This is a genomic window from Isoptericola sp. NPDC056578, assembly GCF_042793275.1.
In the GTDB taxonomy this organism is placed as follows: Bacteria; Actinomycetota; Actinomycetes; order Actinomycetales; family Cellulomonadaceae; genus Isoptericola.
Genome location: NZ_JBHTVC010000061.1, coordinates 1 through 15,020, shown reverse-complemented (window position 1 = coordinate 15,020; position 15,020 = coordinate 1). Strand labels below are relative to the sequence as shown.

Sequence of the window (15,020 nt, the reverse complement as noted above, 5' to 3'; positions counted from 1 at the left end):
CCCCGGGCCATCCCCTGACCGTCCCCGCCGGGACGGCTCGACGTCGCGCGCCACGCGCGGCGACCCCGCACGCCCGCGGGGTGCTCGGCGAACGCGAACCCTTTCCGTTCGACCGAGGACGCACCCCCATGGATCTCTTCGCCCTGCCCCCTGTCGCCGCCGTGCTCGGTGGCGCGTACCACGCCCTGATGGGCCTGTCCCACCTGCTCGAACCCGCCCTCGGCGCCGGAGCCGCGGCGGCCGCCGTCGTCGCCGTGACGCTCGTCGTGCGGGCGGCCCTCGTCCCCGTCGGGGTCTCGCAGGCGCGTGCCGAGCGCACGCGGGTGCGCCTGGCGCCCCGCGTCGCCGAGCTCCGACGCCGGCACCGCAAGGACCCCGAGGCGCTCCAGCGCGCCACGATGCAGCTCTACGCCGACGAGGGCACCACGCCCCTGGCCGGTTGCCTGCCGCTGCTGCTGCAGGCCCCGGTGGTCGGGGTGATCTACGCGGTGTTCGTCCACGCGGAGATCGCCGGCGGGGCCAACGCCCTGCTGGGCCACACCCTGTTCGGGGTGCCGCTCGGCAGCAGCCTCGTCGGGGTGCTCTCGGGTGGGGCGCCGGGCGTCGCCGCGGTCGTCGTCCTCGGCGCGCTCGTGCTCGCCGTCGCGCTCGTGGGCGAGCTGACGCGGCGCGCCGCGCTGCCCGGCGGCCCGCTCGCCGTGCCCTCGGCGACCCCGGCGTCGGTGGGGGCGCCGGGGATGCAGCGCGCGCTCGGCGCGCTCCAGTTCGTCACCGCCGCCGTCGCCTGCGTCGTCCCGCTCGCCGCGGGGCTGTACCTCCTGGTGACGGTGGCGTGGACCCTGGTCCAGCGGATCCTGCTGCGGCGTCGCTTTCCGCTCGACCCCGCGGCCCCGGGCGGGGGACCGGCGATACCGTGACGTCATGTGGCTCGAACGGCCGGGTTCGACCCCTGCGGTGCGCACGGTGTGGCGCGCGACCGTGGAGGAGCAGGGGGAGTACCTCGTCGCGGGCTCGGAGTACTGGGGCATCTCCTTCATCCGCCGCGCCGACGGGAGCCTCGGCGGTGAGCTCGACGGGCCGAGCCTGAGCGCCCGCAGCACGACGAGCGTCGTGGGGGAGAGCTACTGGGGCGTGGAGCTGGCGCCGTTCGTGGTGGTCGCGGGCCTCGACAAGCAGCCGGTGCTGGGGGCCACCGTCGACCTGCCGGTGCGCTCCGGGCAGGTCCGGCTCGGGGAGCGGTGGACGACGCTGCCGGCCTTCGACGAGCTCGAGGACTGGGTGGACGAGATGGTGCGGCTCGGCCCGCTGGGCGTGGACGACGGCGTGCGCGCGGCGCTCGACGGGCAGCGGGACGGCGCGTCGCCGCGCACCTGGCAGCGCCGCTACCGGCGCACCGTCGGGCTGACGGCGGGGCAGGTGGAGCAGGTCAGACGGGCCGAGCGGGCGTACGCCCTCCTGCAGGGCGGCGTCGCGCCGGCGGAGGCGGCGGCGCGGGCCGGGTTCGCCGACCAGGCGCACCTGACCCGCAGCCTGCGCCTCATCCGTGGGCGGACCCCGGCGGCGGTGCTCGCGGCCGCCGCCCGCCGACGTCCCGCCGGGTGACGTTCTCGTTCAAGACCGGGCCCCGGCCGGCGCGGTGTGATGGCGGGGACGAAAGGAGCCACCATGGCCGTCCCCCCAGGATTCTCGACGATCAACCCGTTCATCATCAGCCGCGACGTCGAGAACCTCATCCTCTTCCTCGTCGACGTGTTCGACGGGGTCGAGCACCCCGACGCGCGGACCGTCGACCACGACGGGCTGCTGCTGCACGCCGAGCTTCAGATCGGCGGAACCACCGTCATGTTCGGTGAGCGCAAGCCCGGCTGGCCGTTCACCCCGTCCCTGCTGCAGGTCTACGTCGACGACGTGGACACGGTGCTCCAGCGGGCGCGAGCCGGTGGCGCGGACGTCGTGACGGAGCCCACCGCGTTCTTCGGCGAGGTCTTCTCCCGCTTCGTCGACCCCTGGAACAACCTGTGGTGGGTCTACAGCACCCCGCAGGACGACGCCGCGGGCGGGTGGGAGGAGGCCGGCGACGGTGCCGAGACCGACGCCGAGAGCGATGCCGAGAGCGACGCCGAGTGGGAGCCGACGCCCGAGCTGACCTACATCCGCGACACCCTCGTCGCCACCCTGCCGCGCCTGCGGGACCCGGCCGCCTGAGTCGCGGTCACGTCCTCGCCCGCCGCCTCAAGGCCGGACGTAGACGCCGACCCGCGACGCGGGACGGAACCCGTGCGCCTCGTAGAACGCGGCCGCGGCGCCGTCCCGCATCGTCAGGAGGTACCAGTGCTCGACCTCGGGCAGGCGGTCCTCCAGGGCGGCCAGCAGCCGGGAACCCCAGCCCTCGCGCTGACGGTCGGGCGCGACGCACATCTCCTTGACCAGCAGGTGGTCCTCGCGGCCGACCCGTTCACGGTGCCCGAGGACGAAGCCGACGACGGCCCCGTCGTCCGCGACCGCGCACACGCCCCTTGAGCGCGGCGTCGCCAGCAGGTCGCCGAGTCGTTGCGCGGCGTCCGCCTCCGTCCACTCCTCGTGCCACGGGGGTGCGGAGAACGTGCGGACGAAGAGCCGCGCGCAGTCCTCGAGACGGTCGGCGGTCAGGTCGTCGATCACCCGCGGAACATAGCAGCGCCGTCGGGGCGGCGGTCACGTCCTCGTCCGTCGCCTCGTCGGGGGTGCAGGACGCGCCGTCGGGGCGCGGCGACGGAGGAGGACGGCATGGCACGCATCCTGGTCACCGGTGGCACGGGGCACCTCGGCAGGCTGGTGGTGCCGCGGCTGGTGCGGACGGGCGCGGATGTGCGGGTGGTCAGCCGCAGCCCGCACCCGGAGGGCGACGGCGTGCGGTACGTCGTCGCGGACTGGACGACGGGAGAGGGGCTGGCGCAGGCGGTGGGCGACGCCGAGGTGGTCGTGCACCTCGCCGGCGACCAGCTTCACAACGAGCCGATGGCGCGGGCCCTGGTCCGGGCGGTCCGGGACGCCGGGACGGAACCCCACCTGGTCAACGTGTCGGTGGTGGGCGCCGAGAAGGTGCCGGTGAGGTCCGGCTTCGACCGGCGCGCGCTCGGCTACATGGAGAGCAAGCTGGCCCAGGAGCGGGTGCTGGAGGAGTCCGGGATCCGTGGTCCAACCTGCGCGCCACCCAGTTCCACGAGCTGGTGCTCATCGCGGCCCGGGCGCTCGCGAAGCTGCCGGTGGTGCCCACGCCGTCCGGCTGGCGGGCGCAGCCGATCGCGGCCGACGAGGTCGCGGCGCGCCTGGTGGAGCTGGCGCTCGGCGACCCGCAGGGCCGCGTGCCCGACGTCGCCGGGCCGGAGGTGCTCACGTTCCGCGGGATGGTGCGGGACTACCTCGACGCGGTCGGGTCGCGGCGCCCCACGATGCCGGTCCGCGTGCCGGGCGCGGCGTCGCGGGCGTACGCGGCGGGCGGCAACCTCGCGCCCGACCGTGCGGTCGGCAAGCAGACGTGGGGCGAGTTCCTCGCGGAGCACGTCGAGCGACGCTGAGCGGTGCCGGGCTCAGAGGTCGACGCGCATCACCGCGCGCCGCGGCGTCGGGCGGCTGACCTCGCGGAACCCGGCGGCCTCGAACACCGACGCCACCCCCACGAACAGCGTGCCCGTGTCGTCCGCGCGACCCGGCTCGACCACCATGGGATAGCCCTCCACGGCGCGCGCCCCGCGGGAGCGCGCATGCTCCACCGCAGCGGTCGTGAGCGCCGCGCTGATCCCGCGGCGGCGGTACCCGGCCCGGGTGACGAAGCAGACCACGGCCCACACGCCGTCGTCGTCCTTGTCCTCGTCGCGGCCGGACCACGGCACGCGCGCGGTGCGCAGCCGGGCGTACGCGGTGCGGGGCTCGACGGCGCACCAGCCGGCCGGCTCGCCGTCCAGCCAGGCGACGAGGCCGCTCGTCGTGGCGGCGCCGGGCTCCCCGCAGCGGGTGTCCCGGCGCAGCTCCTCGGCGCGCTCCTCGCGCGTCGTCTCCAGCCACCGCGAGCCGGGCGTCTGGTACCACCGGCACTGGCAGCGTGCCCCCTCGCCGCGCGGGCCGAGCACGGTCTGCAGGTCGTCCCACGACGCCTCGTTCGCCGGGCGGACCACGATGTCGGACGTCATCGCCCCATCGTGCCCCGCCCGGCCCTACCGAGCGCGGGCGGACCGAGGTTCAATGCGGCCATGACGGCGGGCACGGGCGACCGCGAGGACTTCCTCGACTGGTTCCGCACGACGTGGCGGGCGGCGGAGTCGGCGCTGCACGACGGCGACGCCCGCCCCCGCGACCGCACCTGGTCCCGCCGCCCGCCGGTGACCCTCTTCGGCGCCTGGATGGAGGCCGACGGCCCCGAGGAGGTACGGGAGGTGTTCGCGCGGCTGGCCGCGTCGTTCTCGGACGTGGCGTCCGCCGAGGTCGACCTCGTCGCCGCCGACGTCGGCGGCGACCTGGCCTACACGGTGCACCGGGAGGTCACGTCGACGTCGGTCGACGGCCGCCCGCGCGACTACGTGCTGCGGGTGACCCAGGTCTACCGCCGGGAGGCCGCCGGCTGGAAGGTGGTGCACCGGCACGCCGACGGCGGGCCGACGCGCGAGGCGCGACGACCCGCCGAGGGGTGAGGCTCAGCTCCCGGCGACCCGGAGCGACCGCACGATGCTGCCGAACCGCTCCCGCGAGTCCGCGCCGCGGGGGCCGCTGTACGACAGCACCACCGTGTCGTCGCCGGTGCGCAGCTCCACCGTCGCCAGGAAGCGGGGCGTCCCGTCCGTCGTGACGTCGTCGCCCTGCTGGATCACGGCGCCGCCGTCCGCTCCCGGCACGTCGTACCGGAACCCGTACGAGGGCTCCTCCTCGACGGCCGCCGGCGCGCGCGTGCCGACGGTGAGGGTCTCCGCGCCGCCCTCGGAGCCCCAGCCGGCGCCGTCGGGGGTCTCGACCGGGGCCCATCCGCGGGGCAGGTCGAGGCGGACGTCGCCCCGCTCCACCGTGTGCCAGCCGTCGGGGACGGCCGTCGTCGGGAGCTGCGGCAGGTCGTCCGGACCGGGCACCTGGGCCCCGGCGGCGAACCCGAGCGTGCCCAGCAGCCGGCGGGCCAGCTCGCGCCCGTCCGGGGTGGCGGGCGCCTCGACGGTCACGACGTACCCGCGACCGCCCTCGTGCCGCAGGTACGCGGTGGTGCGGTCCGTGCCGTCCTCGGCCCGCGACCCGACCTGGACCACGTCCGCCCCGTCGAGCGGGAACGTGGACGCCGGGTCGAGCGGCGACGGCGCGATCGAGCCGGGCCACCCCGCGGCTCCGGTGGCCTGGCGGATCGTGAGGCCGGCCGTCCCGTCGGCGCTGGCGGACCGGACGGTCGCCCCGGCGGGGTAGGCGTCGGCGACCTCCCGGTCGGAGGCCCAGCCGGGCGGCACCGCGTACCCGAGGCCGACGAACTCCGCGCTCTCCCAGCCTTCCGGGACGCCGGCGGCGTACCCCTCGAGGGGCTGCAGGGCGGCGGCCGCCCCCTCCGGGGCCGGCAGGGAGCCGGGGTCCTCGTCCACCGACACCGAGCCCACCAGGTCGGCGAACACCTCGTCGGCCTCGGCGCCGTCCACCCAGACCAGGCTCACCTGCACCACGTCGCCCGACTCCAGGGTCACCTGGAGCCGCCCGACGAAGTCCTGGTCGGACGACGGGTCGTCGCCGTGGTCCTCGGTGACGTACCGGGCCGACTCCGCGCCCGGGACCCTGACGTCCGTCGGCGTGAGCCCCGAGCCCGGCGGCACGAGCGGCATGCCCGCGGACTGCTCCACCTGCACGAAGTCCCCGCCCTCGTCGGCCGGGCCCTGCTCCCAGACGCCGTCGACGCTCGGCTCGAGCCCGGGCGGCACGGCGAGCCGCACGCCGCCGACGGCGACGGGCGTCCAGCCCGCCGGCACGTCCTGGGACGCCGGGCTCACGACGTCGTCCGGCGACGTGCCCTGCCACACGCCCGCGACGGCGCCCACGGCGGCGAGCGCACCGACGCCGGTCAGGGCGGCGCGCCGCGCCCGCACCCGGCGGACGGCGCGGCGGCCCATCGCCGCACCGTCGAGCGCGGCGACCGGCTCGACCCGGTCGGCCGCGTGCCGGAGCTCGGTCACGAAATCGTCCTGGAGGGTCATCGGACCGTCCCCTTCCTCGTCGGTGCCGGTGTGTTGTCGTGGGTGCCGTCGGCGGCCAGCAGCTCGCGCAGCCTCGCCAGGCCGCGGGACCCGCTCGACTTCACCGAGCCGGTCGAGATCCCCAGCTCGTCCGCGGTCTGCGCCTCCGAGCGGTCGAGCAGGTGGCGCAGGACGACGACGCGCCGCTGCGCCTCGGGGAGCTGCCGCAGCGCGCGGACGAGGCGGTCGCGGTCGACCACCGTCCGGGTCGCGTCCGGCACGGGCGCGGGGCGCAGGTCGGCGGGGTCGGAGAGCACGTCGTGGCGGGTGCGTCGCCACCCGTCGATGCGGGCCGTGGCGATCACGCGGCGCGCGTACGCGAAGGGGTCGCCGTCCTCGATCCGCCCCCAGGCCCGGTAGGTCCGTTCCAGCGCGAGCTGGACCAGGTCGCCCGCGCGGTGCTCGTCCCCGCACAGGAGGTACGCGATCCGGGAGAGCGCGGGGGTGCTGGCCGCGGCGAACGCCGTGAAGCGGTCCGCCGGGGTCTCGCCCGCCGCCACGACCCGGAACGGTTCGGCCCTCGTCTCGGCGACGAGCGGCACGGCGCCGTCGGCCGTCATGGGTACTGCCTGTCTCGTGTGTTCACGGGACATAGACGCCGACGGCGCGACAAAGGTTGTCGGGCGTCGCCGCCCGGAGGCGGCGTCAGGCCGTGCGGTCACCCTTGAGGACGCCGTAGACGAGCGTGTCCGTCCACTCGCCCTTGGACCACCAGTCCTGCCGCAGGTGCCCCTCGCGCCGCATCCCGACGCGCTCGCACAGCCGGGCGGACGGCTCGTTGCGGGCGTCGAGCTGCGCGACGACGCGGTGCATGCGGTAGAAGCCGAACGCCAGGTCGAGGACGGCACGCACGGCCTCGGTCGCGTAGCCCTGGCCGGTGTGGTCGGGGTGGAAGACCCAGCCGATCTCGCCGCGGGAGACGGTGTCGCCCGTCGTCCACAGGGCGACGTCGCCGACGACCTGGCCGTCGTGCTCGACGACGAGCGCGAGGGCGGAGCCGGGCTCGTCGATGCTCGTGCGGGCGAGCCGCTTCGCGAGCTGCGCCTCGCCGACGTCCGGCGTCCACGGCTCCTCGAGCAGGTAGCGCGCCACCTCGGGGTCGGCGTAGTAGGCGAGCAGGGGCTCGAGGTCCTCCGCGCGGTGCGCGCGCAGGACCAGTCGGCCCGTGGTCACCGGCAGCGGGGTCTCGGTCGTCACGGTCAGGCACCCTACGCGCCGGGACGGGCGAACCGCGACGTCGGCCCCCGAAAAGCACGTGACGCGGACCCCCGCCGCGGCGCACCGTGGAGGCATGAGCACCCCCGCGCCCGCACCGGCGTGGCGCCTGGTCGAACCGCCCCGCGCCGACGGCCTCGACGTCGCCGACGCCTGGGCGTACCACGGCGTCGCGGCGCTCGAGCGGGCCGTGGGGCTGGCCGACCTGGGGCACGACGACCTCGCGCCCAGGGCCGTCGACCTGCTGGTCGGCGACCGCCACCAGGAGCACGCGCGGTGCCACCGGCTCGTGGCCGTGGACGGCGAGGCGACGCCTGGCGTGCCGCGCGTCGTCGGGCACGGGGAGCTCGTCCTGCCCGTCTCCGACAACCGTCACCTCGCCGTCGTGCGCATCGCGGTGCTGCCCTCCCACCGCGGGCGGGGGATCGGGTCGGCGATCGCGGACCGCTTGCGCCGCGTCGCGCTCACCGAGTGCCGCACCACCCTGTTCGCGGAGGTCGAGCTCGCCGTCGAGCCGCCCGCCGACGCCCCGGACGCGCTCGCGCCCCGGGAGGGACCGGGGCACGTCTCCGCCGACCTGCCGGGCATGCGGTTCGCCCGCCGGGCCGGCCTGGGCCTGGAGATCGTGGCGCGCCGCTCCGTCCTCGACGTCCCGCTGCCGGGCGACGTCGTGGACGGGTTCGCCGCCGACGCCGCCGACCGGGCCGGGGACGCCTACCGCCTGCACACCTGGCAGGACCCGGCGCCGGAGCGGTGGGTGGACCAGCTCGCGGCGCTGGAGCACAGCCTGTCCGAGGACGAGCCGAACGGCGGTCTCGCGCTCGAGGCCGAACGGTGGGACGGCGCGCGCATCCGCCTGGAGGAGACGAAGCGGGCCGAGAGCGGCCGGACCGGCCTCGTCACCGTCGTCGAGCACGTCGCCACCGGCACGCTGGCGGGGATGACGCTGCTCGTCGGGGACGACGACCGCCCCGAGCTCACCGAGCAGGACAGCACGGTGGTGCTGCCCGGGCACCGCGGCCACCGCCTCGGGATGCTCCTCAAGGCGGTGAACCTGCGCGAGCACACGCGCCTGCGCCCCGCCGCGCGCCGCATCTCTACGTGGAACAACGAGACGAACGCCCCGATGCTGGCGATCAACGCGGCCCTGGGGTTCCGGCCCGCGGGCGGGTCGGCGGAGCTGCAGGCGCCGCTCGCCGACGTCGTGCCCCTCAGCCGCTGACGGCGGACGCGGAGGTCACGCCGTGCGGACCTCCAGCGGCTCGCCGGGGGCGAGCCGCCGGTACCCGTCGCCGCCGAGCCCGCCCGCGACGCGGTCGACCAGCGCCAGGCCGGCGTCGTTGAGGATCGCGTCGTGGATCGGCACGGCGACGCGCGGCGACACCTGGCGCACGTAGTCGACCGCCTCCGCGAGCTTGAGCCACGGCGCCGCGACGGGCAGCGCCAGCACGTCGACCCGCACCCCGCCGGGGGCGGGCGTGAACGAGTCGCCGGGGTGCAGCACGGCGCCGTCGACGAGGTAGGCCACGTTGGCCGGCGGCGGCAGGTCCGGGTGGATGGCCGCGTGCACGTGGCCGAGGGCCTGCACGGCGAACCCGGCCGCGTCGAACGACGCGCCGCCGTCCACCGCGTGCAGTCGCGCGGCCGGGGCGCCCGCCCCGGTCAGCAGCTCGACGACCGGCGCCGGGGCCCACAGCTCCGGGCCGCCTTCGGGGGTCGGCGCGGTCGCCAGCGCGGCCGCCACGCGGGGGACGTCGACGTGGTCCGGGTGCTCGTGCGTGACGAGCACGGCGTCGGCGCCGTCGAGGATGCGCGGGTCGGTGAACGTGCCGGGGTCGATGACGAGGACGTGGTCGTCGCGCTCCAGGCGGACGCCGGCGTGGCCCCAGGTGGTGAGGATGAGGGAGGACATGCCGCCATCCTGGCCCTCATCCCCGGGCAGGCGCTCGCCGGTCGGCCCTCAGGCGGGGGCCGAGGTGTGGGCGAGGAGCGCCGGGAGGAGCACGTCCCACGACGACGGCGGCGCGACCTGGTGGCCGACGCCGTCGAGCACCAGCAGCCGTGCGCCCGGGATCTCCGCGGCCAGCGCCGCGCCGTGGCCGGGGAACAGCGGGTCCTCGCTGCCGTGCACGACCAGCGTCGGCACCGTCAGGTCGGCGAGGGTGCCCTCGAACGGGGCCCCGGGCTCCGCGGCGAAGTGGTTCGTCCCGGCGGTCGGGTCGGTGGACCGCTCGACCGCGCGGGCTGCGAGGGCGCGGGTGCGGGCCTCGTCGAAGTCGCCCCGCCCGGTGAGCGCGCGGTCCTCGGCGACGACGGCGGCGACCAGCGCGGCCGTGTCCGCCGGGTCGGGGGAGGGGCCGTCCCACAGGCCGTGCAGCGCGGGGTCGGACGGCGGCAGGGCCGCGTCGTCGGGCCCGGCGAACGCCCGCGTCGTGGACATCAGCGTGGCCGACGCGACGCGGTCGGGGTGCTCGAGCGCCAACTCCTGCACGATGGCGCCGCCCATCGACAGGCCCACGAGGTGCGCCCGGTCGGCGCCCACGGCGTCGAGCACGCGCAGCGCGTCCTCCGTGATGTCGCGGCCGGTGTAGTCCGGCGCCCCGGGCGGGCAGGTGGTGGAGCGGCCCGTGTCCCGGTGGTCGTACCGGACGACATGCCGCCCGCGGTCGGCGAGCGCCACGACGAGGTCGGCGGGCCACCAGTCCATCGACGACCCGACGCCGCCGACCAGCAGGACGGTCGGGTCGGCCGGGTCGCCGACGGCCTGGAAGCACAGCCGCGCCGTGCCGTCGGTGAAGCGTTCCGGACCGAGGGCGTCGCCGTCCGCGGGCCCGACGGGCGAGGCATCAGAAGGTCGCGTCATGCAGGAGGGGACGGCGCGGCGCGGCCGGACTCATCGCTCCACGGCGTCACGGCAGGCGCAGCAGCGCCTGCACCGGGGTGTGGTCGCTGGGCCAGCGGCCGTCCTGCGTCCACGTGTTGATGGTCGCGGCGAGCACCTCGGTGCCGCCGGTGGCGAGCACCCAGTCGATGCGGTCGTTGCCCGGGACCGGCTCGCCGTAGTTGGGGAACGTGCCGACGTCGGGGGTGAGCCGGCGGTCGGCGGCCACCCACGTGTCGAGCAGGCCGCCGTCGGTGACGAGCACGTCGTAGGGCGCGGACCGCCCGGCGGGCGCGTTGCAGTCGGCGGTGAAGACGACGGGCAGCCCGAGCTCCGCGACGAGGTCGCGCACCACCTCGGCGCTGCGCACGCGGGCGTTCTCGGACTGGTGGTCGAAGTGCGAGTTCACGTGCACGACCTCGGAGCCGGTGCGCTCGTCGCGGAACCTGGCCCAGGTGACGATGCGGGTCACCGAGTTGCCCCACGTGGCGGAGCCGATGACGTCCGGCGTGTCCGACAGCCAGAACTGGTCCCACCACAGCAGCGTGAGGCGGCGCGCGTCGTAGAAGATCGCCGAGTACTCGCCGTCCGCGCCGCCGGACCGGCCGTAGCCCACGGTGCGGTAGTGCTTGCCCAGCCCCTGCTCGACGGCGACGAGCTGCTGGAACTCCGCCTCCTGCACCCCGAGGATCGTGGGTTGCTCGAGGGCGAGGAACGCCGTGACGAGCGGGGCACGGTCCGGCCAGTGGTCGGGCTCGCCGGGCTGGGTGGCGTCCTCGCGGTCCAGGCGGATGTTGAAGCTCATCGCGTGCAGCGTCGACCCCTTGGCCGGGCCGATCAGCGCGCCCCTGGCCGGTCGTGCGGCGGTCGTGGCGGCGGCGCCCGGCGCGGCCAGGGCGCCGGCGACGCCGAGCGCGCCGAGCGCGCCGGCGGCGGTGAGCGCGCCGCGGCGGGTCATGCCGGCCGGGGCGGCGGAGCTGCGGTGGTCCATGTCGTCTCCAGGGGTCGGGATCGGTCGTTGCCCGACCATCCCATCGGCCGCACGTGGCCGCCCGGCGGACGCCAGGTGGACGGCGGGCGACGGCGCCGTGACCAGGGCCTTGACCGCCGCGCGGCGCGTCCTCGGCGGCCCGCTCCGACTAGGCTCGGCGCATCGTGACCGACCCGTACCGAGAGACCACCGCCCCACCCACCGATCCTTCCGATCCCACCGCCCGCCTCGTGGCGTGGGGGCAGGAGCTGCTCGCCGTCCACGCCCGCCTCCGCGACGCCCTGGAGGTCGCGCGGGAGGCCGTCGACACCGCCGACGGCGTCGCGCCCACCCCGACCGGCGGAGCCGACCCCCGCCGCCTGATCGGCCTCTACTGCCACGGGTTCTGCCAGGCGCTGGAGGGTCACCACCGCGGCGAGGACGGCAGCGTCTTCACCGCGCTCCTCCAGCTGCGCCCGGACCTCGCGGGCGTCGTCGCCGAGCTGCAGCAGGACCACCGCGTCCTCGACCACCTGCTCGGGGCGCTGTCCCACGCGGTCGACGCCGGCGCGGACGCGGCCACCCTCGACCGGCACCTCGACGGCATCGACGCCGTCATGGAGACGCACTTCCGGTACGAGGAGAAGCGGCTGGTCGACGCGCTCGACGAGCCCGCGCTCGCGGCCGCGCTGACCGGCACCGACCGGCGCGCCGCCCTGGGTCCGCTCGCCTGACCCGACGGACTGTCACCTCCCCGCGACGGCGGTGCGCCGACGTCGTGCAGACTGGCCCGACCGCCCGCGTCCCGAGAGGTCCCTCATGCCTGCCGCGTCCCTGTCGCCCGCCCGCCAGCCCCTGTCCCGCACCGGCCGTGTGTACGCGGTGATCGCCGTGATCGAGGCGTTCACCTGGGCGGGCCTGCTGGTCGGCATGTTCCTCAAGTACGTCACGGAGACGACGGAGGCGGGCGTCTGGCTGTTCGGCCGGCTGCACGGGGCGGCCTTCGTGGCGTACGTGGTGATCGCGCTGGTCGCGGCGGTGAAGCTCCGCTGGGGCTGGTTCCGCACGCTGGTGGCGCTCGCGGCCGCCGTCCCGCCCCTGACGACGCTGCTCGCCGAGTGGTGGCTGCGCCGCACGGGGCACCTGAGCGACCCGGCCGTCCGCCTGTCCGCGGCACCGGAGCCCGAGCCCGAGACGATCTCGGCGAGGTAGTCCCGCACCCGCCGAGGTAGTCCCCGAGCCGCGCGGAAGGTGCCGTTCTTCCCCGGTTCTCGCGGTCGTCATGCCGCTGTCGCACGGCCCCGCTACGGTGACGCCCACTACAGTCACTGTCACCGGGAGCGTCCCATGACCTCTGCTCGGCCCACCCTCCGCCGGCGGACCGCCGGCGTCGCGTGCGTGTCCCTCGCCTTCGCGGGGATCGCCACCACCGGCGCCGTGTCCGCCAGCGCCGACCCGATCGTCGACGTCCAGATCCTCGCCACCAACGACTTCCACGGCCGCATCCAGGCGAACGGCACCGAGGCCGGCGCCGCGGTGCTGGCCGGCGCGGTGCAGCAGCTGCGCGCCGAGAACCCGAACACCGTCTTCGCGGCGGCGGGCGACCTCATCGGCGCCTCGACGTTCGAGTCCTTCATCCAGCACGACAAGCCCACGATCGACGCCCTCAACGCCGCGGGCCTCGACGTGTCGGCGGTCGGCAACCACGAGCTCGACCAGGGTTACGACGACCTCGTGAACCGGGTGATGGCGCCCTACGACGCCGAGACCAACCCGTACGGCGGCGCCGAGTGGCAGTACGTGGCCGCGAACCTCAAGGTGAAGGCGACCGGCGACGACGCCGTCCCAGCCACGTGGATCAAGGACTTCGGCGACGTGCAGGTCGGCTTCGTCGGCGCCGTCACGGAGGAGCTGCCCGCCCTCGTCAGCCCGGCCGGCATCGCGGACCTCGACGTGCGGGGCATCGTCGACTCGGTGAACGAGGAGACCGACGCGCTCAAGGCCGAGGGCGCCGACCTCGTCGTCATGCTGGTGCACGAGGGCGCTGAGTCCACGGACTGCGCCGCGATGCCGACGGCGGACAACGCGTTCGCGAGCATCGTCAACGACGTGAGCCCCGAGGTGGACGCCATCGTCTCCGGGCACACGCACCTCGCGTACGACTGCAAGTTCCCGGTCGACGCGTGGTCCGGCGAGGCCGTGACGGAGCGCCCGGTCGTCTCCGCGGGCCAGTACGGCTACAACCTCAACCAGCTCACGTACTCGGTGGACGCGGCGACCGGCGAGCCGGTCGGCGTCGAGACCGGGATCCTGCCGCTCGCCGGCGCCTACCCGGCGGACCCCGACGTCGCGACGATCGTCGCCGACGCGGTCAAGGAGGCCGACGTGCTCGGCGCGGAGCCGCTGGGCGAGATCGGCGGGGCGTTCAACCGCGCCAAGCTGTCCTCGGGTGCGGAGAACCGCGGCGGCGAGTCCACGCTCGGCAACCTCGTCGCCGAGGTGCAGCGCTGGGCCACCGAGGCCCCCGAGTCGGGCGAGGCGCAGATCGCGTTCATGAACCCGGGCGGCCTCCGCGCCGACATGGTGGGCTCCGGCACAGACGCTTTCCCGCGCACGCTCACGTACAAGCAGGCAGCCGCGGTGCAGCCGTTCGCCAACACGCTCGTCAACATGGACCTCACGGGCGAGCAGCTCAAGGCCGTCCTCGAGCAGCAGTGGCAGCGCGACGCCGACGGCAACGTGCCGTCGCGGCCGTTCCTGCGGCTCGGCGTCTCGGAGGGCTTCACCTACACGTTCGACGCGAACCGTGAGGAGGGTGACCGCGTCACCGGCATGTGGCTGGACGGCGAGGCGGTCGACCCGGCCGCGTCGTACTCCGTCACGGTGAACTCGTTCCTCGCGTCGGGCGGCGACAACTTCCGCGCCTTCGCGGACGGCGCGAACGCCCGCGACACCGGCAAGGCCGACCTCGCCGCGTTCGTCGACTACATGGCGACGCACACCGCCGACGAGCCCCTGGCCGTGGACCCGAGCCAGCGCGCCGTCGGCGTCTCGTTCCCGGCCGACGCCCCCGAGGCGTACGAGCCCGGCGCGACCGTCGCCTTCGACGTCTCGTCCTGGTCGATGTCCGCCCCCGGCGACGTGACCGACCCCGAGCTCACGGTGTCCCTCGGCGACACCGAGCTCGGCACCGCCGCCGTCACCACCGCGGCCGGCACGACGCCGGACGACACGATCGGCACCGCCTCGGTCGCCGTCGAGCTCCCGGCGGACGCCCCGGCCGGTGCCACCGCCCTCACCCTCACGGGCGCGGCGACGAGCACCGAGGTGACGGTGCCGATCGAGGTGACCGAGCCCGCGAAGGCCACCCCGACCCTCACGGTCGACGCGCCGAAGACGGTCGTCGCGTGGCTCCAGCCCGCGCGCCTCGACGTGTCGGTCGAGACGCCGGACGGCACGCCGACGGGCAAGGTCACCGCGTGGGTCAAGGGCAAGAAGGTCGACACCGACGCCCTGAACAAGAAGGGCGACGCCCGCCTCTGGGCGGGGCCGTTCCAGCCCGGAACCGTCGAGGTGGAGCTGCGCTACTCCGGCGACGACGCCACCGAGGCGGCCACGACGACCACCACCATCCGGGTGAAGAGCCTGTGGGAGGTCATCTTCGGCGCATGGTGACCGACCAGCGCTGACGCGACGACGGCCCGGCCCGACGCTCCCCTGAGCG

The 15,020-nt window shown here is 75.8% G+C and carries 17 protein-coding genes and 1 pseudogene; 10 read left to right on the top strand and 8 right to left on the bottom strand.

Annotation, left to right across the window (positions count from 1 at the left end):
- Window positions 1–128: 128 nt before the first annotated feature.
- From ACFQ80_RS18705 to ACFQ80_RS18695, 3 genes are all read left to right on the top strand, one after another.
- Entirely contained in the window at window positions 129–917 is a 789-nt protein-coding gene (locus tag ACFQ80_RS18705; RefSeq protein ID WP_430564699.1) for a YidC/Oxa1 family membrane protein insertase, read from the top strand.
- A gap of 4 nt (window positions 918–921) precedes the next feature.
- Entirely contained in the window at window positions 922–1,602 is a 681-nt protein-coding gene (locus tag ACFQ80_RS18700) for a helix-turn-helix domain-containing protein (protein WP_430564698.1), read from the top strand.
- Between the two features lie 63 nt (window positions 1,603–1,665).
- The gene (locus ACFQ80_RS18695) at window positions 1,666–2,205 is read left to right on the top strand and encodes a VOC family protein (RefSeq protein WP_430564697.1); all 540 of its coding nucleotides are present in this window, start codon (window positions 1,666–1,668) and stop codon (window positions 2,203–2,205) included.
- Window positions 2,206–2,232: 27 nt separating this feature from the next.
- Here the strand turns inward: ACFQ80_RS18695 and ACFQ80_RS18690 are convergent, their stop codons facing one another.
- The gene (locus ACFQ80_RS18690; RefSeq protein WP_430564696.1) at window positions 2,233–2,661 is read right to left on the bottom strand and encodes a GNAT family N-acetyltransferase; all 429 of its coding nucleotides are present in this window, start codon (window positions 2,659–2,661) and stop codon (window positions 2,233–2,235) included.
- Between the two features lie 105 nt (window positions 2,662–2,766).
- Between ACFQ80_RS18690 and ACFQ80_RS18685 the strand changes: the two are divergent.
- Both ACFQ80_RS18685 and ACFQ80_RS18680 read left to right on the top strand, forming a co-directional pair.
- A pseudogene (locus ACFQ80_RS18685) lies at window positions 2,767–3,111 on the top strand (SDR family oxidoreductase); the annotation flags it as partial.
- A gap of 98 nt (window positions 3,112–3,209) precedes the next feature.
- Complete coding sequence (locus ACFQ80_RS18680; protein ID WP_430564695.1) at window positions 3,210–3,557, top strand: hypothetical protein; 348 nt, start codon at window positions 3,210–3,212, stop codon at window positions 3,555–3,557.
- A gap of 12 nt (window positions 3,558–3,569) precedes the next feature.
- Here the strand turns inward: ACFQ80_RS18680 and ACFQ80_RS18675 are convergent, their stop codons facing one another.
- Complete coding sequence (locus ACFQ80_RS18675) at window positions 3,570–4,169, bottom strand: GNAT family N-acetyltransferase (protein ID WP_430564694.1); 600 nt, start codon at window positions 4,167–4,169, stop codon at window positions 3,570–3,572.
- A gap of 60 nt (window positions 4,170–4,229) precedes the next feature.
- Between ACFQ80_RS18675 and ACFQ80_RS18670 the strand changes: the two genes are divergently transcribed.
- The gene (locus ACFQ80_RS18670) at window positions 4,230–4,667 is read left to right on the top strand and encodes a YybH family protein (protein ID WP_430549161.1); all 438 of its coding nucleotides are present in this window, start codon (window positions 4,230–4,232) and stop codon (window positions 4,665–4,667) included.
- A 3-nt stretch (window positions 4,668–4,670) separates the two neighbouring features.
- Here the strand turns inward: ACFQ80_RS18670 and ACFQ80_RS18665 are convergent, their stop codons facing one another.
- The 3 genes from ACFQ80_RS18665 to ACFQ80_RS18655 form a co-directional block, all read right to left on the bottom strand.
- On the bottom strand, window positions 4,671–6,191 hold the full coding sequence (locus tag ACFQ80_RS18665; RefSeq protein ID WP_430564693.1) for a hypothetical protein: 1,521 nt from the start codon (window positions 6,189–6,191) through the stop codon (window positions 4,671–4,673).
- A complete protein-coding gene (locus ACFQ80_RS18660) occupies window positions 6,188–6,790 on the bottom strand; it encodes a SigE family RNA polymerase sigma factor (RefSeq protein ID WP_430564692.1) in 603 nt (200 codons plus the stop codon). The genes ACFQ80_RS18665 and ACFQ80_RS18660 overlap by 4 nt, the downstream gene beginning before the upstream one ends.
- An 85-nt stretch (window positions 6,791–6,875) precedes the next feature.
- On the bottom strand, window positions 6,876–7,427 hold the full coding sequence (locus ACFQ80_RS18655) for a GNAT family N-acetyltransferase (RefSeq protein WP_430549158.1): 552 nt from the start codon (window positions 7,425–7,427) through the stop codon (window positions 6,876–6,878).
- Window positions 7,428–7,521: 94 nt separating this feature from the next.
- On the opposite strand from ACFQ80_RS18655, the gene ACFQ80_RS18650 reads away from it, so the two are divergent.
- Window positions 7,522–8,667, top strand: a complete 1,146-nt coding sequence (locus ACFQ80_RS18650; protein WP_430564691.1) for a GNAT family N-acetyltransferase — start codon at window positions 7,522–7,524, stop codon at window positions 8,665–8,667.
- A gap of 15 nt (window positions 8,668–8,682) precedes the next feature.
- On the opposite strand, the gene ACFQ80_RS18645 is transcribed toward ACFQ80_RS18650, so the two are convergent.
- Genes ACFQ80_RS18645 through ACFQ80_RS18635 form a run of 3 tightly spaced genes read right to left on the bottom strand, consistent with a single transcriptional unit; the run spans window position 8,683 to window position 11,317 of the window.
- Complete coding sequence (locus tag ACFQ80_RS18645) at window positions 8,683–9,357, bottom strand: MBL fold metallo-hydrolase (RefSeq protein WP_430564690.1); 675 nt, start codon at window positions 9,355–9,357, stop codon at window positions 8,683–8,685.
- A gap of 48 nt (window positions 9,358–9,405) precedes the next feature.
- A complete protein-coding gene (locus tag ACFQ80_RS18640) occupies window positions 9,406–10,308 on the bottom strand; it encodes an alpha/beta fold hydrolase (RefSeq protein WP_430564689.1) in 903 nt (300 codons plus the stop codon).
- A 46-nt stretch (window positions 10,309–10,354) separates the two neighbouring features.
- Complete coding sequence (locus ACFQ80_RS18635) at window positions 10,355–11,317, bottom strand: endonuclease/exonuclease/phosphatase family protein (RefSeq protein ID WP_430564688.1); 963 nt, start codon at window positions 11,315–11,317, stop codon at window positions 10,355–10,357.
- Between the two features lie 164 nt (window positions 11,318–11,481).
- Here ACFQ80_RS18635 and ACFQ80_RS18630 point away from each other — a divergent pair, with 164 nt between their 5' ends.
- The 3 genes from ACFQ80_RS18630 (at window position 11,482) to ACFQ80_RS18620 (ending at window position 14,971) form a co-directional block, all read left to right on the top strand.
- The gene (locus ACFQ80_RS18630; RefSeq protein ID WP_430564687.1) at window positions 11,482–12,030 is read left to right on the top strand and encodes a hemerythrin domain-containing protein; all 549 of its coding nucleotides are present in this window, start codon (window positions 11,482–11,484) and stop codon (window positions 12,028–12,030) included.
- Window positions 12,031–12,115: 85 nt separating this feature from the next.
- Window positions 12,116–12,508, top strand: coding sequence for a DUF3817 domain-containing protein (locus ACFQ80_RS18625; protein ID WP_430564686.1), 393 nt, complete (start codon window positions 12,116–12,118; stop codon window positions 12,506–12,508).
- Between the two features lie 135 nt (window positions 12,509–12,643).
- The gene (locus ACFQ80_RS18620; RefSeq protein WP_430564685.1) at window positions 12,644–14,971 is read left to right on the top strand and encodes a bifunctional metallophosphatase/5'-nucleotidase; all 2,328 of its coding nucleotides are present in this window, start codon (window positions 12,644–12,646) and stop codon (window positions 14,969–14,971) included.
- The last annotated feature ends 49 nt before the right edge of the window (window positions 14,972–15,020 follow it).